The 19,436-nt window shown below is 38.9% G+C and carries 17 protein-coding genes and 5 pseudogenes; 10 read left to right on the forward strand and 12 right to left on the reverse strand.

Going from position 1 to position 19,436, the window contains the following annotated elements; translation table 11 throughout:
• The first annotated feature begins 7 nt into the window (after positions 1 to 7).
• The 5 genes and pseudogenes from K6984_RS24055 to K6984_RS24075 all read left to right on the forward strand — a co-directional run bounded on the left by K6984_RS24055 (position 8) and on the right by K6984_RS24075 (position 4,087).
• Complete coding sequence (locus K6984_RS24055) at positions 8 to 685, forward strand: recombinase family protein (protein ID WP_221897747.1); 678 nt, start codon at positions 8 to 10, stop codon at positions 683 to 685.
• A 115-nt stretch (positions 686 to 800) separates the two neighbouring features.
• Positions 801 to 935, forward strand: a pseudogene (locus K6984_RS24060) (IS6 family transposase); the annotation flags it as partial.
• 199 nt (positions 936 to 1,134) lie between these two features.
• Positions 1,135 to 1,470: a type II toxin-antitoxin system RelE/ParE family toxin gene (locus K6984_RS24065; RefSeq protein ID WP_087871633.1), complete on the forward strand. Its 336-nt coding sequence runs from the start codon at positions 1,135 to 1,137 to the stop codon at positions 1,468 to 1,470.
• A complete protein-coding gene (locus K6984_RS24070) occupies positions 1,460 to 1,735 on the forward strand; it encodes a helix-turn-helix domain-containing protein (RefSeq protein WP_087871634.1) in 276 nt (91 codons plus the stop codon). The genes K6984_RS24065 and K6984_RS24070 overlap by 11 nt, the downstream gene beginning before the upstream one ends.
• Positions 1,736 to 2,278: 543 nt before the next feature.
• Positions 2,279 to 4,087 carry a DUF4209 domain-containing protein gene (locus tag K6984_RS24075; RefSeq protein WP_221897748.1) on the forward strand — a complete coding sequence of 603 codons (1,809 nt, stop codon included), beginning with the start codon at positions 2,279 to 2,281 and terminating at the stop codon, positions 4,085 to 4,087.
• 252 nt (positions 4,088 to 4,339) lie between these two features.
• Here K6984_RS24075 and K6984_RS24080 read toward each other — a convergent pair.
• The 3 genes and pseudogenes from K6984_RS24080 to K6984_RS34795 form a co-directional block, all read right to left on the reverse strand.
• Positions 4,340 to 4,450: pseudogene (locus K6984_RS24080) on the reverse strand (IS6 family transposase); the annotation flags it as partial.
• A 45-nt stretch (positions 4,451 to 4,495) separates the two neighbouring features.
• A pseudogene (locus K6984_RS24085) lies at positions 4,496 to 4,837 on the reverse strand (IS66 family transposase); the annotation flags it as partial.
• 437 nt (positions 4,838 to 5,274) lie between these two features.
• Positions 5,275 to 5,397, reverse strand: a complete 123-nt coding sequence (locus K6984_RS34795) for a hypothetical protein (RefSeq protein ID WP_263458865.1) — start codon at positions 5,395 to 5,397, stop codon at positions 5,275 to 5,277.
• A 12-nt stretch (positions 5,398 to 5,409) separates the two neighbouring features.
• Between K6984_RS34795 and K6984_RS24090 the strand changes: the two genes are divergently transcribed.
• A complete protein-coding gene (locus tag K6984_RS24090) occupies positions 5,410 to 5,583 on the forward strand; it encodes a hypothetical protein (protein ID WP_221897750.1) in 174 nt (57 codons plus the stop codon).
• 191 nt (positions 5,584 to 5,774) lie between these two features.
• Here the strand turns inward: K6984_RS24090 and K6984_RS24095 are convergent, their stop codons facing one another.
• The 5 genes and pseudogenes from K6984_RS24095 to K6984_RS24115 all read right to left on the reverse strand — a co-directional run bounded on the left by K6984_RS24095 (position 5,775) and on the right by K6984_RS24115 (position 12,850).
• On the reverse strand, positions 5,775 to 6,974 hold the full coding sequence (locus K6984_RS24095) for a restriction endonuclease subunit S (protein WP_221897751.1): 1,200 nt from the start codon (positions 6,972 to 6,974) through the stop codon (positions 5,775 to 5,777).
• Positions 6,967 to 8,670 (reverse strand): annotated as a pseudogene (locus tag K6984_RS24100) (type I restriction endonuclease subunit R, EcoR124 family); the annotation flags it as partial. The pseudogene K6984_RS24100 and the gene K6984_RS24095, both read right to left, overlap by 8 nt.
• A 221-nt stretch (positions 8,671 to 8,891) precedes the next feature.
• Positions 8,892 to 9,827 carry a replication initiator protein A gene (locus tag K6984_RS24105; RefSeq protein WP_221897518.1) on the reverse strand — a complete coding sequence of 312 codons (936 nt, stop codon included), beginning with the start codon at positions 9,825 to 9,827 and terminating at the stop codon, positions 8,892 to 8,894.
• A gap of 42 nt (positions 9,828 to 9,869) precedes the next feature.
• The gene (locus K6984_RS24110) at positions 9,870 to 11,168 is read right to left on the reverse strand and encodes a transposase (RefSeq protein WP_221894003.1); all 1,299 of its coding nucleotides are present in this window, start codon (positions 11,166 to 11,168) and stop codon (positions 9,870 to 9,872) included.
• A 290-nt stretch (positions 11,169 to 11,458) separates the two neighbouring features.
• A complete protein-coding gene (locus tag K6984_RS24115; RefSeq protein ID WP_221897752.1) occupies positions 11,459 to 12,850 on the reverse strand; it encodes a transposase in 1,392 nt (463 codons plus the stop codon).
• Between the two features lie 291 nt (positions 12,851 to 13,141).
• Here K6984_RS24115 and K6984_RS24120 point away from each other — a divergent pair, with 291 nt between their 5' ends.
• Complete coding sequence (locus K6984_RS24120) at positions 13,142 to 14,440, forward strand: transposase (RefSeq protein ID WP_221894571.1); 1,299 nt, start codon at positions 13,142 to 13,144, stop codon at positions 14,438 to 14,440.
• A 236-nt stretch (positions 14,441 to 14,676) separates the two neighbouring features.
• Positions 14,677 to 15,396, forward strand: coding sequence for an Lcl C-terminal domain-containing protein (locus K6984_RS24125; protein ID WP_221897753.1), 720 nt, complete (start codon positions 14,677 to 14,679; stop codon positions 15,394 to 15,396).
• Between the two features lie 14 nt (positions 15,397 to 15,410).
• On the opposite strand, the gene K6984_RS24130 is transcribed toward K6984_RS24125, so the two are convergent.
• Entirely contained in the window at positions 15,411 to 15,560 is a 150-nt protein-coding gene (locus tag K6984_RS24130; protein WP_221897754.1) for a hypothetical protein, read from the reverse strand.
• Positions 15,561 to 15,676: 116 nt separating this feature from the next.
• On the opposite strand from K6984_RS24130, the pseudogene K6984_RS36570 reads away from it, so the two are divergent.
• A pseudogene (locus K6984_RS36570) lies at positions 15,677 to 16,573 on the forward strand (3'-5' exonuclease); the annotation flags it as partial.
• 35 nt (positions 16,574 to 16,608) lie between these two features.
• Here K6984_RS36570 and K6984_RS31640 read toward each other — a convergent pair.
• A complete protein-coding gene (locus tag K6984_RS31640; RefSeq protein ID WP_230988276.1) occupies positions 16,609 to 16,755 on the reverse strand; it encodes a hypothetical protein in 147 nt (48 codons plus the stop codon).
• A 12-nt stretch (positions 16,756 to 16,767) separates the two neighbouring features.
• Here K6984_RS31640 and K6984_RS24140 point away from each other — a divergent pair, with 12 nt between their 5' ends.
• On the forward strand, positions 16,768 to 16,917 hold the full coding sequence (locus tag K6984_RS24140; RefSeq protein WP_221897754.1) for a hypothetical protein: 150 nt from the start codon (positions 16,768 to 16,770) through the stop codon (positions 16,915 to 16,917).
• 14 nt (positions 16,918 to 16,931) lie between these two features.
• Here K6984_RS24140 and K6984_RS24145 read toward each other — a convergent pair whose 3' ends face one another.
• Both K6984_RS24145 and K6984_RS24150 read right to left on the reverse strand, forming a co-directional pair.
• Positions 16,932 to 17,651, reverse strand: a complete 720-nt coding sequence (locus K6984_RS24145; RefSeq protein ID WP_221897753.1) for an Lcl C-terminal domain-containing protein — start codon at positions 17,649 to 17,651, stop codon at positions 16,932 to 16,934.
• A gap of 234 nt (positions 17,652 to 17,885) precedes the next feature.
• Positions 17,886 to 19,184: a transposase gene (locus tag K6984_RS24150; protein ID WP_221897756.1), complete on the reverse strand. Its 1,299-nt coding sequence runs from the start codon at positions 19,182 to 19,184 to the stop codon at positions 17,886 to 17,888.
• Positions 19,185 to 19,436: the final 252 nt, after the last annotated feature.

The following is a 19,436-nucleotide window of genomic DNA, read 5'->3' on the forward strand; positions in this document are numbered from 1 at the left end:
TGTGATTATGATTAAGAAAGCTATAGGTTACGTAAGAGTATCAACCTCTGAACAAGGAAGAAGTGGGTTAGGGCTAAAGGTTCAAGAATCGAATATAAAGGAATTCTGTAAAAATGAGGGTATTGAGTTAATCAAGATATTATCCGAAGTGGAAAGCGGAAAAGGGTTTGATGCTTTAGAGAAACGCCCTGTATTATCTCAAGCATTAAATTGCGCTAAAAAGGAATCAGCTTATATCATTGTGAATAAGTTAGACAGACTAGGTCGCGATGTTGCTTTTATATCATCGCTAATGGCAAATAAAACCCCATTCATTGCAGCACAACTTGGAAGAGACGCAGACACCTTTATGCTCCACCTATACGCGGCTCTATCCGAAAAGGAACGGGAGTTGATTAGCACTAGAACAAAGGCGGCTCTACAAATATTAAAGGCGCGAGGGGTTCAACTAGGTAATCAAACAAATTTAGATGAAGCACGGCTAAAGAGCAATGAAATAAACAAGGAGCTAGCCAGTGACTTCGCTAGAACCGTAAGCGACATTATCGAGGGGTATCGGATTAAAGGCTTATCAATGGGGAATGTGGCTAATGAATTAAATAAACTAGGCGTAAAAACGAGACGCGGGGGTAAATGGCACGCATCAACAGTGAAGAATATTATTGATCGAGAGAAAACAGTATAAATTTAGGCGGTTCTGTCGCATACCCCCCCCCCTTCCCTACGTTATCTGCCATCATAATTCTCAATTTCAATAAAAGGTAGATCATATGCTCAGCTTCAAAGGCACTCACTTTCAAATGATGGGCTTTAAAGCGTTTCACTCCGCCCAAGCAACAATTGATGGAATTGAAACGGCACATATCATCCCAAAGGGGCAATTGTCTGAGGAAAATATTCCTGCTTATAAGCAGTTTATGGCTTTAGCAGGATAGTTATGCCTGAAGACCAGGAGGTATGTGCTTTTGATAATTATTGCGACAGAACCAAACAGCCCCAATACATCAAGAATTGATTGATTGGGGTGATTCCCCCGAAGTAGGTAATGAAAGCATGGGATCAAGTTAATACTGATACTTGTATGTTTATATATCTATTGATATAATTACATGTGGATATTAGGAAAAACTAAAGATGAAACAAATAGAATTTAAGGGGACTTCATTAAAGGATTTAAGAGGTTTCCCTGAAGCGGCTCGTAACGAAGCTGGTTATGAGTTGCGAGAAGTTCAAAAAGGCAATGAGCCAACAGATTGGAAGCCAATGTCAAGCATTGGAGTGGGTGTAAAAGAAATACGGGTAAAAGATGAGCAAGGAATTTTTAGAGTTGTTTATGTGGTTAAGTATTTGGAGCGAGTAATTGTATTACATGCTTTTCAAAAGAAAACAGAAAAGACCGCTAAAAAAGATTTAGATTTAGCCAAGCAGCGATTAAAGTTAGTATTGGAGGAAGTTGAAAATGGCAAATGAAATATTTGATGATGTGTTTGATGCGTTAGAGGATGATCCTGTTAGGCGCAAAAACTTAAAGCTACGATCTCAATTAATGAGTGAGATTAACGCCAAAATTAATGAAGGCAGGCAAACACAGAAAGAATTAGCCCTTATTTTAGAAACCACTCAGCCTAGAGTATCAGCCTTGAGAAAAGGGAAAATTAACGGATTTCGTTTAGATATGTTGTTTGATTTTTCAGTACGATTAGGTTTAAACCTATCACTATCTAAAGTAGCTTAAAGATGTTTAATCAAATATTTGTAGGTTTAGCGGTTCTTTCAGTTGTTATACTTTTTGGCTATCTGGAGCTGGAAAGACATGAAAAATAACGAACAAAAGTAAAGGGGTAATAATGAGTAATCAAGCAACTAAAGAAGAACTTGCTCAGCATGAAAAAATACAGGCGTAAATTGCAAAATTAATTGCTGAAACATCAAAAATTAATAGCGAGAATAGGTGGTATCCAGCTATTGTTGGTGCATCCGCTGAAAATCAGGGAAACGGAGCCTAAGCGAAGTGATGATTTTCAGCGGGTGAAAATGACTAAAGTCAGGTTAAATTAAAATATATCCATTTGATTTTAAAGTTAAAAAACACGCTGAGTAGTTACACATTTGTGATGTTTTTTTTTCAGAGGACATCTTAAAAGTTGAAGTACTACCGTTTTTTATTGATTGGTTTGCGACCGAACCCTTTCAGTGCATAGTGGTTGAGTTTTCACAAACATTTGTTTTTTTGCAAAAGAACCGTCTTGAAGTTGTTTGGGTATAGAGGAGCAATATTATGAAAAAAAAACTTTCTAAATCGAATTTTACTGCTTGTGAATGGCACTTCGACAAAGAAACTGAAAATCATGATGGCTATGAGGGTGTCATGAATAGCCTCTTGGTAGCGGCTATAGAAAAAGAAAAACAGGGGGAATATGAACAATCCGAAATTTTAAACTTGCTGTCCAATGCGACCTCCATGTATCTTTCAGCAAAAGATATTAATCAGCCATTTAAAGCATTGTGTAGAATAAGTAATCGCCCCTATCTTACTCCTGATTCATTTACCCAGGACGCGTTAGTATTTTTTGAAGAAATTTTGCCTGTAGTAGATAGCATGTGGCTTAAGGCTCGATTAGCTGATCTATTGTGGTTGTGCAAAAAGAAGAAAAATGTAGATCATGCAAAAATTGCAGTAAATGCTTATATATCACACTCCATCGACTCAGGTAACTTTCACAAAGACGTAAACGACTGTTTTTATAGGGCTATTGTCTTATGTAAGGGGGTAAAATACAAGGACGGATCAAAAGAAATTAAAAATAAACTTTATACCTCCTTTCAGAAAGATTATCCAGATTGCCCTTTTATGTGCGGATCATTGGCTCAGCTATTACTTCTAAATGAATTAGATATTAAGAGTAATTGTAGGGTAAATATAGTCAACCGGCTTATTACTCTAGGCCAAAAATTATCCGAATCTGGAGACTACCTGGGATCGATAGATTATTTTGATCTGGCTGAAAAAGAACAGAAAAATGAAGATGAATCAGAATGGTTAAATTGTTTATTGTTTATTGCTGATAGCAATAAACATCAGGGGGATCTAAGGTCATCTGATAGTCAAAGTGTTGCCAAGTACTTTTATGAAGAAACCCTTAAATACTATCTAAAGATACCGAACAAATATCGAGAAGAATTAGGGGTACAAAAAAAAATTATCACCATTCGCGACAAAATTGAAATATCTGGAAAAAATGCTCTAGCTCAAATGGTGGAGCTAGAATTACCACCGGTTGATATTTCGGATAGTGTAAAAAAATCCAGAGAGCACGTATCCGGGAAAGAGTCATTAAGAATAGCTCTCTTTTATTTTTCTACTGTATGTATCCTCCCTAGTTTGAAAGATGTTAAAGAAGTTGAGCAAAAGTCAATAGAAAATCCATCTATTATCGATGATATACACTCGATAATAATAGCTCAAGATGGTCGTTGTGTTGCAAGTGTACCGGGTATTAATTTTGATGGAGTGGATGCTGTTCTCAATCATCGAATTCAAAAAAACTTTCAGATAAATATATGTTTTGCTGTTAAAGGAGATATTTTACCCGCTTTATCTAAGCTTCGGGATGAGTATTCAGTTACGCTGCCTGTTTTAAAATCTCTATGTGAGTGCTCGGTATTAGTTCCTAAAGGCAGAGAAAATTTAACCGCTTACGCTTTGTGGTTGGGTTTTGGTGGTGATTTTGGTAATGCTATTCATTTACTTTGCCCCCAATTTGAAAACATGATTCGTGTTGAATTAAAACGAGTTGGAGCTCAAACACGTCCTATAACTAACAACCACATTGAGCATGAAATATGTCTAAGTAGTTTGATGGACTTACCTGAGTGTAAAGAAGTGTTTGGTGAAGATTTGGTATTTGAAATAAAATCGATTTTTACCGACCCTTTGGGGAGTAATTTACGCAATGATGTAGCTCATGGTTTACTAGATGATAGCAGTTCCTCAAGCATCCAAAGTGTTTATGCCTGGTGGATGATCTTGAAAATGATAATCCACCATCGCCCGAAAAATTCTGAAAACGGAGCTTTAGCGAAGTGAAGATTTTTAGTTTGATTTTTTAACATGGGTTTTATTAACCTGAAGTTTCCCAATAATTATTTATGGTAAAATTGAAACTATGCTACAACTATATGAAAAAAATAGTCTTTTCATTCGTTTCAAATGCTATTGCCTAAGGGGAATTAAGTAGGGGTTTGCTATAAACATGGCAAAACCACCTAAAATAAACCTCGATACACCAGCATTGTGTATTTCAGCTACTCAATAATTGGGAAACTTCAGTTATTAACTATCTTCCATAATTTCTTCAAGGTCGCGATACGAAACGCCATACCTGACATAAAAGAAAACAGCATAAAGAATGACATCTTTTGGAAAGTGAGTGCCTTTGAAGCTGAGCATATGATCGTAAGCGTCAATTCTCTCCACCTAGACAAGCTGCCCCAATTACTTTAGAGGCTTAATTTTTTCAATCAAGTTCCAGGGCAAAAACTGATCCAGTGCTTCTGGTTCATAATGCCTACCCAGCTTGGGTAGTTCAGTTACTAGGTATTTCAGGTAATCAAAAGGTTCCAGGTTATTAGCAACGGCTGTTTGCACAAGACTGTAAAGTAGTGCGCTGGCATTTGCACCGCGTGGTGTCTGGTTAAACAGCCAGTTTTTACGTCCAATCACAAACGGTTTGATATGCCGTTCAGCTGCATTATTATCAATTTGTATATTACCGTCATCAATATAGCGGATCAAGCTACCCCACTGGTTAATAGTGTAACGAATGGCTTTACCTAACAACGCAAATGATAAGTAATTTATATTCATTGATTTATTAAGAAAAAAAACCAAAAAAAATCAAAACCCAAAACCTCTAAAACTTTATTAAAAACAATATCTTAAGTGGAATATTCTCAACTATAAATGCATTATATATAAATATAAAAAAAACAAAAATCAAAACAACGTAAATGATAATTGGTTTATATCTAATATATATATATCTATTGATTTCTTAAGAAAAAAACAAAAAAAATCAAAATCCTAAACCCTTAAAACCTTATTGAAAACAATATCTTAAGTGGAATATTCTCAACTATAAATGCATTATATATAAACATAAAAACAAAAAACCAAGAAAAAGCAAAACAACCTAAGTGACAATTGGTTTATATCTCATTGTATATATATTTATTGATTTCTTAAAAGAAAAAACCAAGAAAAAGCAAAACAAATTAATAACAGGCGCGCCATGCTACCTCACGAAATTCCGGGACTCCTGTCGCCGTAATTCGTTCACCTACGCAGCGAATAGGAGATGCTCCAGCCGCCCTGCGTCCGCCACAGACTGAGCACAAAGCAGCTCAGTCATGGCTACCACAAATGGCTCTACGGCTATTCGGGATAAAATTTTAGCCTCCCTCGCGCGCTATCGCGCACTTCGGATTGGCAAATTTCCCTGCGCCTTCTGGAGACTATCAGCCCGTCCGGGGCTGACAGCGGGTTCTACCCAGCTCTTTGTGTTGTTCTTTTGTCATGATTAGGTTGACTCTTCTATCGCTGAAAATCCTGGAAACGGAGCTTTACGGGGAGTCGCTATTTGCTTAGGGAATAGTTCAGGATTAAACCTGTAATTAGTCATAAAATCCCCTAATATTTATTTGAAATACTTTTTGTTTTCACCCTGATTAGTGCATTTGTGTAACCAGCGAGTCTAAATAGGTTGATTGATTGTTTACATATACTCCTCGTTATCGACGGGGAATAGCTGCTGCATCAGGCCTTTTTTATGCGCTTTAAGTGATTCTATTTTTTGAGATTGGGCGGTTATGAGATCGTCTATGGAAGATAGACAATCGGCAATTTTTTGTTGTTCGCCTGTTTTTTTTCTTGGAAAAACAATCTGTTTTTCCTTGAGATCTGAGAAGTGCCTTTTATAACTCTCCATAACGAGGGGGTTAAATCGCAGGAATTGATACAAATAGTGCGACTCAACTAGCTCGTTTGTTTTTAATATCTTGATACCATCAGAACCTTGAACAAACGGCTCCGTTACAAATTTTAAAAGACAAGTATGATCACCAAAAATAATCAAAGGTAAAAAATCAGCTATCACAGCTTTTTGGTCATTTGTCCAACCACAAATATAATTTTGTGATTGATCAATAATGGGATATAAGCCTTCAGCTAAGTAGCTTTCAGACAATAGTTTTTGGGGTGGTATGACCGTTGATATTAAATTAACTAATTGCTTCTCCTCCCACTCCCTTGCATCCCGAAACTCAGGAAAGCGAAGTTTTGGAACAGTTTCACCTTCAGCAGGGAATAGCTGCTGCATCATGCCTTTCTTATGATCTTTGAGTGATTCTATTTTTTTGGCTTGGGCGGTGATGAGATCGTCTATGGAAGATAGGCAGTCGGCTATTTTTTGTTGTTCTTTCTTATCCTGAGGAACGGGGATCGGTATTTTTTTGAGATTTTTCAAAGTTAGTTTTGGAGGTGCCGACCCTGTAATGAAGGGAGCTATATCCAACATAATAATATAATTTTCTAAGAAAATATCGTTAACCATTTTTACTCTTAACACATGCACATGATTGTTAACCCAATACTTACCTGTAACAATAAATGCCGTTTTTTCAAACGCACCCCATTTTGCTCCGTCTTCACCAATCAATAGAAGCTTCTCATCGAATATATAATCTTTTACATAATCAACTATTCCACTAGCACCATAATATCTATAAAACCCTTTTTCTCTGTTACTTCCTGTGATTGGCTTTCGCAAATTATTTAAAATATCGCATGATTCACCTAGAGGTTTAATACCCCACTCTCCCGCATCCAGAAACTCAGGAAATCGCAGTTGGGGAACAGTTCCACCTTCAGCAGGGAATAGCTGCTGCATCAGGCCTTTTTTACTCTTCTTACTCATACGCCGATAACCCCGAGATTTCACGTCCTTGCGCCAGTTTATGTAAATGTGGGGCTAAGTCTTTCATTAACGCCAATTCTTTTTTTACACGGTCTTTCCAGCCAAGTTCTAGCGGTGACAATAAATCACTTAAATTCTCACCATCAAAAATCATGCGGTTAATAATCGTACCGACAAAATCTTGTAAGGTTTGTGGTTGTAGCCCATGTTTTGTAGCTAACGTGTTTAGTTCATTGGTCGTTTTATCTGCCTTAAAGGCTTGGTAGTCCTTGCGGATTTGATTTTCATCTAGTTTTTCGCCAACCTTGAGGCTGTTGATATAATCAATAATATCTTCACTTTCTTCCATTAGGTTTGCATGGCTACTAATCATGTTGATTAGTTCTTTGCGGGTCATTTTTTCTTTGTTGCTGTCTTGGGTGGATTTGGCGATTAATCCCATAATGAAATCGTAATCGATCACAGCAGAAGCAAAGATCACCAATTCAAAATCTAATTGTTGCACTTCGATCTCAATACCTTCACCGTCTTTATCTTGCTTGCGCTTGAAGTCTTTTGCTATTTCTAAGTAAGCACTTTTGAAGCCACGCAAGTCTTCGATAGATAAAGCAGTCTCTATGTGTTGCTGTTCCTCATCACTAAGCTCAGTGTATTGCTCAATTTGGGTATTGAGCTTTTGCACGGTTTTAAAGTGGTTAATAAACTCAGCTCTGGCAATATCACCTTTTAGATTAGCCACTTCTGACGGGCTACAATCCAGCCCTTTTTCTTGCATAAAAGTATCTAGTGTTTCGATGGATTTTTGGTAATTTTTAACTGCTACAGGGGAAGAATCTACTAACCAGATTTCTTTAGCACGGTTTTTAGCCGCCCCTGAGAAAAGCTCGATAGCGGCGTTAACTCCAGTTTCTTGCCCACGAAAATCGAGAATATTACCACAAGGCTTACTGTCATTAAGGACGCGATTTGTCCGCGAGAAGGCTTGAATTAAGCCGTGGTATTTTAAGTTTTTATCCACGTAAAGTGTATTAAGGAATTTAGAGTCAAACCCTGTCAGTAACATATCCACCACAATGACAATATCAATTTTATTTTTGTGGGGGAAACCGGCATTGCTGTATTTTTGGTCTTTAATGCGTTGCTGTACATCTTGGTAGTAAAGATCAAATTCGTTAATTCTATGGTTAGTGCCATATTGCTGATTATAGTTGGCAATAATTTCTTTAAGAGCTTCTTTTTTCTTTTCTGGCTCTACTTGGTTGTCCGCTTTTTCTTGCGGCAAGTCTTCTTGTAGTTGTTTAATATCTTTGCTGTTTTTATCTACATTGCTATTATCTGAGTTGGTTTTATCTTTCGCTCCCCTTTGAGCAGGCGGTGAGAATACACAGACAATATTCAGAGGCGTAAGGTTCTGATATTCGACTTGCTGCTGTTCTTGTTGAATTTTGAATTCTTCAACATAGTCTATCGCATGGTTAATAGAGGCGGTTGCCAGTACTGCATTAAAGCGGCGGTGATTGGTTACTGCGTCGTGCTTTGCCAATATCTCTTTTACCACGGCATCAGTCGGTAGGCTCTCACTTTTTTGTTTTTTACTATTATGTCCTTCGCCAAAATAATCAATATGAAAGCTGAGTACATTTCTATCGTCAATGGCATTGGTAATGGTGTAGGCGTGCAACTCTTTCGCAATAATTATCAAAAGCACAGACCTCCTGGTCTTCAGGCATAACTCCCCAAACTTCTTATACTCGATGTTCAAGTTTTCAGCTATAACTGGGCTAAGAAAAGTAAATTTTTCCGGCTTTGTTTTATAAGTGATTAATTTACAATGATGTTGATGCTTTCTTTGTCAGTAAAATTATCAATAAAATCAATCAGTTAAAAAACTTGAACATCGAGTTATAGCCTCTAAGCTCACTTTTTCAACGCATCCCTCAACCGCTTAATCCTATTCTCCGCTTGGTCATAACTTTCTCCAGGTTTAGCCAGCTTCTCAATCTCTTTTTTACTAACATGCTTAGGTAGTTGTTGAGATGCTTTGCTTTCTTTAGGTGGTTCTTTTCGTGTAAACATCACAACATCATTTTCCATTGATATGTTGTATTCAGGAAGGTGATTAGTTTCGATGATTTTTTTGATATTAAATCGAAGGGCCTTTATCTGTGAAGTAATACCAATTTTTGTTTTAAGATTTTCTAGCTTAATTTTCCAAGCTACTTGATTACCACAGTGCTTTCTAGCTAACTCATACAGTCGCCTTTCAGTTGGTTTCCTTAGCGTGAAATAGTCTTTATCAATACTTAATACTGCATTACCCAACACTGAATTATAAAACCAATCAGATAACCTTACTTCAATAGATGAAGCTCGACCTTGTTCGTTTTCTTTAACAATCTTCCAAGCATCAATCAATCCGAACTCTTCTGTAGTCTCAACTTTATTTGTCTTGATGTTTGTCTGAATAACAGTACCTTTTAAACGCTCAAGTCCTTCTTGAAGTTGATTGTACTGAAAACCACCGGTACCTTTACTTGTTGCAATTAAATAATCATATGAAGTAAATCGAACTGTTTTAGAAATCTTCTCTCCAGAATTTTTCGCATTCATCAATGAACTTGAAAGATATAGTAAAATATCTTTATCCAAAATAGTTGCTAACCCAGTATAACTAGGCTTAATAGTTATTTTTATTCCATTATGTTCATATTTTAAAACCCTATGATCAGGTTTTTTTGAAAGGCTAAAAACAGGATGCTCCATCGATGCAATATCATCTTTAAAAGAATCAAAAACATCACATATAAAAAAATCCTTATTTTCATTCTTACTAGAAAGTGATGGCAGGCTCATAAATATCGGTGTATCGAAAACTTTAAGATTGAATAATGATCATCAGTGTTCCCCTATCAATTGAGGCCGTGAAACTAACCTCGCCACAAGAGAGCTCATAAAGCACTGTAAAGACATTCCTGTTATTATTGCGTTTTGAACTGCCCGAATGGTATACGAGCTGATACGAGATATTCTTGCCTGGAAAAATAATGGATTCACAAAACGATCTCGTTTTTGAGCCTGTTGCTGCCTTATCTCCAGAGCCTCGCTATATTTTTTATCCGATGGATGAATCAATTCTGGCTGTTGTGTTTTTGAAATCTCTTCAAATACGCGCATTAAATTATAGCTCATTGCAGTCAGGCGCATTTGATTTTCAAGTGAGCGGGTATTGGAAGACCAAGCTTTAGTTTCCTTGAAATTACTTTTAGTGTTATTGAATGTCTTTTCAATCGTCCATCGCTTGAAATACAGCATGGCAATGGTTCCAGGGTTAATAGTCATTGGCAAGGTTGTCACAAACCGGTGAAGTTTTCCGGTTTCTGGATCACGGTAATCCACCACGTTAAATTTGATGCCCTTGTTTTCGTACACACTGTATGCTTCAACCCCTGTATTGATCTCATGGCGGGAGTCAAAAGGGATAGACTCAACCAGAGTCGCAATTGAATTTTCTTTTAGCATTGAAATCATGTAATTAGCATGTCGTTTCTGCCGATCCCACCAGACAAAGTCGGTGACGGCTTTATCGTAGACATAGAGATGTTTCTGAGAGCTGTTATTTCCCTTGTTTTGCTTTTCAATATGATCTCGTAACACAGGTATTTCTTGATGCCTCTGAGTTCCGTTTGTCACCAGACAAAGAAATCTGAGCAACCCACTTCTGAGATTCAACGCGTAAATCCCCCCGGCCGCATAAACTTTCCCCTTGCTGTTTTTTTCAGTATGGCAGGCATGATCAATAAAATGTCCATCCGCTGCTTCTATGGTGTATTCGTCAAGTTCTGGGAATGCTTTAAGATAATCAATGCCTTGCGATAGCAGTGTTTCAGAGTGAAGATGGTAGCTCTGCTGTTCAAATGCCTCAAGCATACTTGTTCGTCTATGCGACTTCAGTGATTTAAAATACGTTGAGTGGGGAAGCAGCTGGCCATAAATCTGTTCATTGGTTTGGAGGAAATGGCGACCACTATCGACTACACTGATACAGCGTAATAACCCAAGGCGAATAAAGTCGATATCCTTCAACTCTGGGCATGAACGAGCCCACAAAGGATGACGCTCTGCTAACAGGGCACGTTCCATACTTTCATTGCAGTGTTGGTGAATATGTTCAGAGAGTGGTAGGTCTTTAAGCATGGGTGATATCCGTTTATGAGGTGATTAAAACGGAAATTTTTAGAAAAATTTTTTCGGCAATTGCAAGCTTTATTTGAAATTATTTGTTGTTTTTTTACGGTGCCTACAGAGTGTCTATTTGCTGTTATAAGTGATTAAAATCAAAAAGATGGAAATATTCGAGTGGTGCTACCTTCAGGTAGGTTATAGGCTGCTTTGTTTAGGTACTTCTTCTTTCAATGGCACTGACAAAAATCAAAAAAACACCATGATTTTAAAAGATTTTCGACAATGCTTAAACCATGAATCATCTAAAAGTAGTGACGAAGATGGGCTAAGCGCCCTAAATCTCTGCCAATCATATGTTTTCCTGATGGCATCAGTTGAAACACATCCTTTATTAATTCACCTAACTCTTTCAGCTTATCACCAGGATCTGGAAACTCTAGCAATGACGTGATGAACTCAAGCAGTACATCCATTTGAGACTTGCGCTGTAAGCTTCCTACGGTATACGCAGGTAGTTTGCTTTCAATGCGGGCTATTTGCTCTGGGTGAAGGAGAAGGCAATGGTCAAACAAAAGACTCAGAATCAGGCCACGGCTTGATCCCTCTTCATCTAATTGTTTGGCCTCACGCCCCCATCCTTCATAAAGCTTCCAGTCCTCAAAGAAAACCTCAATCAGCCATCTCAACGTATAGGCTTGAATAATATCTTGTGTGCGCCAAGTCAGGTCTGTCGCCACTAAATAGCGATAGTCGTTTTCACCGTCATATTTTAAGGCAATGACAAAGCGTTTTTTACTGTGAGAACTCACCTTTAATCGTGCACTGCTGACAGTCACTTTAATCTCTTTGCCGCCACGTACACGTATTATCTGATCAATGCCTTTGTTAATCGAATTAAAGTAGCTCTCGACTGACCTTATTCTACCTCTATATTCAATATTTTGGTTTTTACGTAATTGGCTAATCACCTGCGAGCCTCCAGATTCTTTAGCGGCTTCGTCCATAAAGGCTTTTTCACCATACAGCGCATCAGCCAGTACGCCTTTAATTTTAATCAGGCTATGCGCAACTTTAAACTCTTTTAATAAGCCTAATGCAATCTCTGTTTTGGTCGGGTAGGCACTGTCACGTTCAGGCTTAATAGGCCGATCTTTTTTTGCTATACCGCTCTTTTTCAACCGTTTATCTTCTTTATCCCACTGCTTTAAGGCTGGATCCGGCATATAAAAGAAAAAACCGACAGGCACTGTAATGGATGAGGTAACTAGCAGCAATAATACTATCGTTTGTCCATTAACATACCCGCCGGAGCCTTTGTGTTTCTGCTTGTAAACCTTATAAATACGTTTTGTAGACTTAGATCGTGCTCGGTCTGATTCATCAAAGGCCAACACACCTTCAGTAATGCCATAACGTTTTAAAATTAAGACCACACTCACCCGTAGCAACCAGTCCCAGGGTATACTTGCTTTACGAAACACCCAGGATAATGCGGCTACTTTGCAATCTCCAAGGCTTGCTCGCTCAAACTTAGCCCAGCAAACAGAGTTCATTAGCAGTATGCCCGTTAAACAAGTGCCCAACCAAGCGGCTTGAATCCGTGTCAAAGCGGCTCCGGGTTTTAGCTGATTGAGCGCATCATTTAAATCGTCAATATAGCTTTGGATAAAGGTGGCTGGGGCATTCATTAACATGGGCTTACACCGATAAAATTACAACAACCTCAGAATACCTGATTTTACCTTCTCAATACATCAGTGTTCCCATTGAAAGAAGAAGTACCTAAACAAAGCAGCCTATAACCTACCTGAAGGTAGCACCACTCGAATATTTCCATCTTTTTGATTTTAATCACTTATAACAGCAAATAGACACTCTGTAGGCACCGTAAAAAAACAACAAATAATTTCAAATAAAGCTTGCAATTGCCGAAAAAATTTTTCTAAAAATTTCCGTTTTAATCACCTCATAAACGGATATCACCCATGCTTAAAGACCTACCACTCTCTGAACATATTCACCAACACTGCAATGAAAGTATGGAACGTGCCCTGTTAGCAGAGCGTCATCCTTTGTGGGCTCGTTCATGCCCAGAGTTGAAGGATATCGACTTTATTCGCCTTGGGTTATTACGCTGTATCAGTGTAGTCGATAGTGGTCGCCATTTCCTCCAAACCAATGAACAGATTTATGGCCAGCTGCTTCCCCACTCAACGTATTTTAAATCACTGAAGTCGCATAGACGAACAAGTATGCTTGAGGCATTTGAACAGCAGAGCTATCATCTTCACGCTGAAACACTGCTATCGCAAGGCATTGATTATCTTAAAGCATTCCCGGAACTTGACGAATACACCATAGAAGCAGCGGATGGACATTTTATTGATCATGCCTGCCATACTGAAAAAAACAGCAAGGGGAAAGTTTATGCGGCCGGGGGGATTTACGCGTTGAATCTCAGAAGTGGGTTGCTCAGATTTCTTTGTCTGGTGACAAACGGAACTCAGAGGCATCAAGAAATACCTGTGTTACGAGATCATATTGAAAAGCAAAACAAGGGAAATAACAGCTCTCAGAAACATCTCTATGTCTACGATAAAGCCGTCACCGACTTTGTCTGGTGGGATCGGCAGAAACGACATGCTAATTACATGATTTCAATGCTAAAAGAAAATTCAATTGCGACTCTGGTTGAGTCTATCCCTTTTGACTCCCGCCATGAGATCAATACAGGGGTTGAAGCATACAGTGTGTACGAAAACAAGGGCATCAAATTTAACGTGGTGGATTACCGTGATCCAGAAACCGGAAAACTTCACCGGTTTGTGACAACCTTGCCAATGACTATTAACCCTGGAACCATTGCCATGCTGTATTTCAAGCGATGGACGATTGAAAAGACATTCAATAACACTAAAAGTAATTTCAAGGAAACTAAAGCTTGGTCTTCCAATACCCGCTCACTTGAAAATCAAATGCGCCTGACTGCAATGAGCTATAATTTAATGCGCGTGTTTGAAGAGATTTCAAAAACACAACAGCCAGAATTGATTCATCCATCGGATAAAAAATATAGCGAGGCTCTGGAGATAAGGCAGCAACAGGCTCAAAAACGAGATCGTTTTGTGAATCCATTATTTTTCCAGGCAAGAATATCTCGTATCAGCTCGTATACCATTCGGGCAGTTCAAAACGCAATAATAACAGGAATGTCTTTACAGTGCTTTATGAGCTCTCTTGTGGCGAGGTTAGTCTCACGGCCTCAATTGATAGGGGAACACTGATGGCTTATAAGCAGTTTATGGCTTTAGCAGGATAGTTATGCTTGAAGGCCAAGAGAGGTCTGCGCTTTTAATAATTATTGCGTCAGAACCCAGATATTGATATCTTTGTGGCTAAAATTGAGGGGGATAAAACTTCTTAAGTGTTGTATCGTGAGCGTAAGTTACGCTAAACTAAGTAATCTTTCTGAGAAACTTAGGCTCTACGGTGTTATTTTTTATATAAATTGAGGTGTAAAATGAAGAGATATAATTTTTTAGTGTTATTAGTAAGTGTTTTAGTGTTATTCCCTGCGCGAGCAGATGATCTTGAGGTGTTCACCCCGTACGCTCTTTATGATAATCCTATAGTAGAATTTACTCAGGAACCTGAGTACGATGATTTTTGTACATCATCGTTTGCTCCTTATGGAGCTTTAGAAATGGATGAAGAAGAAATGTCTCAGTATCTAACATCTTTGCAGGATGGTCCTTGTGCCAGAATTTATGAGGTTGGTGATGAGGGTCCCGCGGGAGGTCGTGTATTTTATATTTCGGACGATGAAGGAAAACATGGATTAGAAGCTGCTCCCGATGATTTTAGTGGTGTTGAGTGGGGCTGTCATGGAATTAAGGTAGAAGGAACTAATCATACAGAGATTGGTGGGGGGAAAGATAACTCTGATGCACATGCAGAATTTAACTGTAAAAGTCGCTGGGGCGGAAGAGTTGCTTTCGATGTAGTTAAGGATTATAAATTACATGGATATCTGGATTGGTACGTGCCCTCTCGTGACGAGTTGCTGACTATGAAGTCTGAGTTGAGTGTTAAGGATCTCGGTAACTTTGCTAAATCTTGTTATTGGGCTTCTACAGAAGCATGGGGTACATTCAGTTGGATGGTAAATTTTGGTTCCGGCGGGTACGTATATGGCGAGAAAAGCCTGAGAGTCCGCGTCAAGCCTATTAGGACTTTTTAATTACAGTCCGCAGTTTAGACTTTAAAAACATCCGCTGTCAGCCCCGGACGGGCTGATAGTCTCCAGAAGGCGCAGGGAAATTTGCCAATCCGAAGTGCGCGATAGCGCGCGAGGGAGGCTAAAATTTTATCCCGAATAGCCGTAGAGCCATTTGTGGTAGCCATGACTGAGCTGCTTTGTGCTCAGTCTGTGGCGGACGCAGGGCGGCTGGAGCATCTCCTATTCGCTGCGTAGGTGAACGAATTACGGCGACAGGAGTCCCGGAATTTCGTGAGGTAGCATGGCGCGCCTGATCCGTTTTATCTGCTGTAAAAAAAACATTCCTGATGTAGAAAATTTTGCAGAAACAGTTAAAAAAGGTATCTTTGAAATAAAAGGTTTTGAGGATGAAGGCGATGAAGTTCAGTGGATTATTAATAAGATAACATCATTAGTTTCATTAAAGGTACATGGTGATATTGAAGGTGAAATTTCCTATGAAAAAATTGCTGTGCTTGCAAGAAACAAATATTTTTTTAATCAATTAGAAGCTCAACTTGTAGAAAGTAACCTTCCTTTCTACTACAAAATGACTCCAGGAACTATTCGATTTGAGTCTGATTTAATGAAGACATTTGATCTTGGGTTAAGAGTTCGACTGAACCCTCAAGACATCTTACACAAACAGCGATTGTTTAACAGGTTGAAAATAGAGGGTAACAACAACCCAGATTTAAAAAACATTACATCATTAATATCAGACCAATCTTTAAAAGAGGTTATTATTTTAGTGCTATCATTGAATGATGATGGAAGCAACTTAAAAAGGAGTTTTGAAAATTTAAAGGATAATATAAATATTGAGGATGAAAATGAAAAAAGCATGATCATCAATGATATTAACGAAATACTGAAACATTGGCATAATTACGCTAGTAAGACTGATAATAAATCTTTACATCAATTTAAAAATGCTATGGCTTTAGGGCAAACTCATCCATTGGCACAGCATTCTGGAATCACATTAAGTACAGTTCATACAATGAAAGGTCAAGAGTTTGATATTGTCTTTATTATGGGGATGGATGATGAGACTTTTCCTGATTATAGAGCAGTACGTAATGGTGGTATTGAGATGACACAGGAAAAAAACAACCTATATGTTGCTTTTACCCGTGCAAAACGATTTTTATATGTTACTTACCCAAAAAATAAAATGATGCCTTGGGGTGATTATAAAATGCGAAGACTCTCTCGATTCTTACAGGCGCGCCATGCTACCTCCCGAAATTCCGGGACTCCTGTCGCCGTAATTCGTTCACCTACGCAGCGAATAGGAGATGCTCCAGCCGCCCTGCGTCCGCCACAGACTGAGCACAAAGCAGCTCAGTCATGGCTACCACAAATGGCTCTACGGCTATTCGGGATAAAATTTTAGCCTCCCTCGCGCGCTATCGCGCACTTCGGATTGGCAAATTTCCCTGCGCCTTCTGGAGACTATCAGCCCGTCCGGGGCTGACAGCGGATGTTTTTAAAGTCTAAACTGCGGACTGTAATTAAAAAGTCCTAATAGGCTTGACGCGGACTCTCAGGCTTTTCTCGCCATATACGTACCCGCCGGAACCAAAATTTACCATCCAACTGAATGTACCCCATGCTTCTGTAGAAGCCCAATAACAAGATTTAGCAAAGTTACCGAGATCCTTAACACTCAACTCAGACTTCATAGTCAGCAACTCGTCACGAGAGGGCACGTACCAATCCAGATATCCATGTAATTTATAATCCTTAACTACATCGAAAGCAACTCTTCCGCCCCAGCGACTTTTACAGTTAAATTCTGCATGTGCATCAGAGTTATCTTTCCCCCCACCAATCTCTGTATGATTAGTTCCTTCTACCTTAATTCCATGACAGCCCCACTCAACACCACTAAAATCATCGGGAGCAGCTTCTAATCCATGTTTTCCTTCATCGTCCGAAATATAAAATACACGACCTCCCGCGGGACCCTCATCACCAACCTCATAAATTCTGGCACAAGGACCATCCTGCAAAGATGTTAGATACTGAGACATTTCTTCTTCATCCATTTCTAAAGCTCCATAAGGAGCAAACGATGATGTACAAAAATCATCGTACTCAGGTTCCTGAGTAAATTCTACTATAGGATTATCATAAAGAGCGTACGGGGTGAACACCTCAAGATCATCTGCTCGCGCAGGGAATAACACTAAAACACTTACTAATAACACTAAAAAATTATATCTCTTCATTTTACACCTCAATTTATATAAAAAATAACACCGTAGAGCCTAAGTTTCTCAGAAAGATTACTTAGTTTAGCGTAACTTACGCTCACGATACAACACTTAAGAAGTTTTATCCCCCTCAATTTTAGCCACAAAGATATCAATATCTGGGTTCTGACGCAATAATTATCAAAAGCGCAGAGCTCCTGGTCTTCAGGCATAACTATCCTGCTAAAGCCATAAACTGCTTATAAGCCATCAGTGTTCCCCTATCAATTGAGGCCGTGAAACTAACCTCGCCACAAGAGAGCTCATAAAGCACTGTAAAGACATTCCTGTTATTATTGCGTTTTGAACTGCCCGAATGGTATACGAGCTGATACGAGATATTCTTGCCTGGAAAAATAATGGATTCACAAAACGATCTCGTTTTTGGGCCTGTTGCTGCCTAATCTCCAGAGCCTCGCTATATTTTTTATCCGATGGATGAATCAATTCTGGCTGTTGTGTTTTTGAAATCTCTTCAAATACGCGCATTAAATTATAGCTCATTGCAGTCAGGCGCATTTGATTTTCAAGTGAGCGGGTATTGGAAGACCAAGCTTTAGTTTCCTTGAAATTACTTTTAGTGTTATTGAATGTCTTTTCAATCGTCCATCGCTTGAAATACAGCATGGCAATGGTTCCAGGGTTAATAGTCATTGGCAAGGTTGTCACAAACCGGTGAAGTTTTCCGGTTTCTGGATCACGGTAATCCACCACGTTAAATTTGATGCCCTTGTTTTCGTACACACTGTATGCTTCAACCCCTGTATTGATCTCATGGCGGGAGTCAAAAGGGATAGACTCAACCAGAGTCGCAATTGAATTTTCTTTTAGCATTGAAATCATGTAATTAGCATGTCGTTTCTGCCGATCCCACCAGACAAAGTCGGTGACGGCTTTATCGTAGACATAGAGATGTTTCTGAGAGCTGTTATTTCCCTTGTTTTGCTTTTCAATATGATCTCGTAACACAGGTATTTCTTGATGCCTCTGAGTTCCGTTTGTCACCAGACAAAGAAATCTGAGCAACCCACTTCTGAGATTCAACGCGTAAATCCCCCCGGCCGCATAAACTTTCCCCTTGCTGTTTTTTTCAGTATGGCAGGCATGATCAATAAAATGTCCATCCGCTGCTTCTATGGTGTATTCGTCAAGTTCCGGGAATGCTTTAAGATAATCAATGCCTTGCAATAGCAGTGTTTCAGCGTGAAGATGATAGCTCTGCTGTTCAAATGCCTCAAGCATACTTGTTCGTCTATGCGACTTCAGTGATTTAAAATACGTTGAGTGGGGAAGCAGCTGGCCATAAATCTGTTCATTGGTTTGGAGGAAATGGCGACCACTATCGACTACACTGATACAGCGTAATAACCCAAGGCGAATAAAGTCGATATCCTTCAACTCTGGGCATGAACGAGCCCACAAAGGATGACGCTCTGCTAACAGGGCACGTTCCATACTTTCATTGCAGTGTTGGTGAATATGTTCAGAGAGTGGTAGGTCTTTAAGCATGGGTGATATCCGTTTATGAGGTGATTAAAACGGAAATTTTTAGAAAAATTCTTCGGCAATTGCAAGCTTTATTTGAAATTATTTGTTGTTTCTTTACGGTGCCTACAGAGTGTCTATTTGCTGTTATAAGTGATTAAAATCAAAAAGATGGAAATATTCGAGTGGTGCTACCTTCAGGTAGGTTATAGGCTGCTTTGTTTAGGTACTTCTTCTTTCAATGGGAACACTGATGTTATAAGCAGGAATATTTTC

Source organism: Bathymodiolus japonicus methanotrophic gill symbiont (genome assembly GCF_019721995.1).
GTDB lineage: Bacteria > Pseudomonadota > Gammaproteobacteria > Methylococcales > Methylomonadaceae > Methyloprofundus.

What these genes read in the sequence shown, in the direction of transcription:
- K6984_RS24055 (WP_221897747.1), top strand. Translation starts at nt 8, where the DNA reads ATGATTAAGAAAGCTATAGGTTACGTAAGAGTATCAACCTCTGAACAA.
- K6984_RS24065 (WP_087871633.1), top strand. Translation starts at nt 1,135, where the DNA reads ATGAAACAAATAGAATTTAAGGGGACTTCATTAAAGGATTTAAGAGGT.
- K6984_RS24070 (WP_087871634.1), top strand. Translation starts at nt 1,460, where the DNA reads ATGGCAAATGAAATATTTGATGATGTGTTTGATGCGTTAGAGGATGAT.
- K6984_RS24075 (WP_221897748.1), top strand. Translation starts at nt 2,279, where the DNA reads ATGAAAAAAAAACTTTCTAAATCGAATTTTACTGCTTGTGAATGGCAC.
- K6984_RS24090 (WP_221897750.1), top strand. Translation starts at nt 5,410, where the DNA reads ATGGCTACCACAAATGGCTCTACGGCTATTCGGGATAAAATTTTAGCC.
- K6984_RS24095 (WP_221897751.1), bottom strand. Translation starts at nt 6,974, where the DNA reads ATGAGTAAGAAGAGTAAAAAAGGCCTGATGCAGCAGCTATTCCCTGCT.
- K6984_RS24105 (WP_221897518.1), bottom strand. Translation starts at nt 9,827, where the DNA reads ATGAGCCTGCCATCACTTTCTAGTAAGAATGAAAATAAGGATTTTTTT.
- K6984_RS24110 (WP_221894003.1), bottom strand. Translation starts at nt 11,168, where the DNA reads ATGCTTAAAGACCTACCACTCTCTGAACATATTCACCAACACTGCAAT.
- K6984_RS24115 (WP_221897752.1), bottom strand. Translation starts at nt 12,850, where the DNA reads ATGTTAATGAATGCCCCAGCCACCTTTATCCAAAGCTATATTGACGAT.
- K6984_RS24120 (WP_221894571.1), top strand. Translation starts at nt 13,142, where the DNA reads ATGCTTAAAGACCTACCACTCTCTGAACATATTCACCAACACTGCAAT.
- K6984_RS24125 (WP_221897753.1), top strand. Translation starts at nt 14,677, where the DNA reads ATGAAGAGATATAATTTTTTAGTGTTATTAGTAAGTGTTTTAGTGTTA.
- K6984_RS24130 (WP_221897754.1), bottom strand. Translation starts at nt 15,560, where the DNA reads ATGGCTACCACAAATGGCTCTACGGCTATTCGGGATAAAATTTTAGCC.
- K6984_RS24140 (WP_221897754.1), top strand. Translation starts at nt 16,768, where the DNA reads ATGGCTACCACAAATGGCTCTACGGCTATTCGGGATAAAATTTTAGCC.
- K6984_RS24145 (WP_221897753.1), bottom strand. Translation starts at nt 17,651, where the DNA reads ATGAAGAGATATAATTTTTTAGTGTTATTAGTAAGTGTTTTAGTGTTA.
- K6984_RS24150 (WP_221897756.1), bottom strand. Translation starts at nt 19,184, where the DNA reads ATGCTTAAAGACCTACCACTCTCTGAACATATTCACCAACACTGCAAT.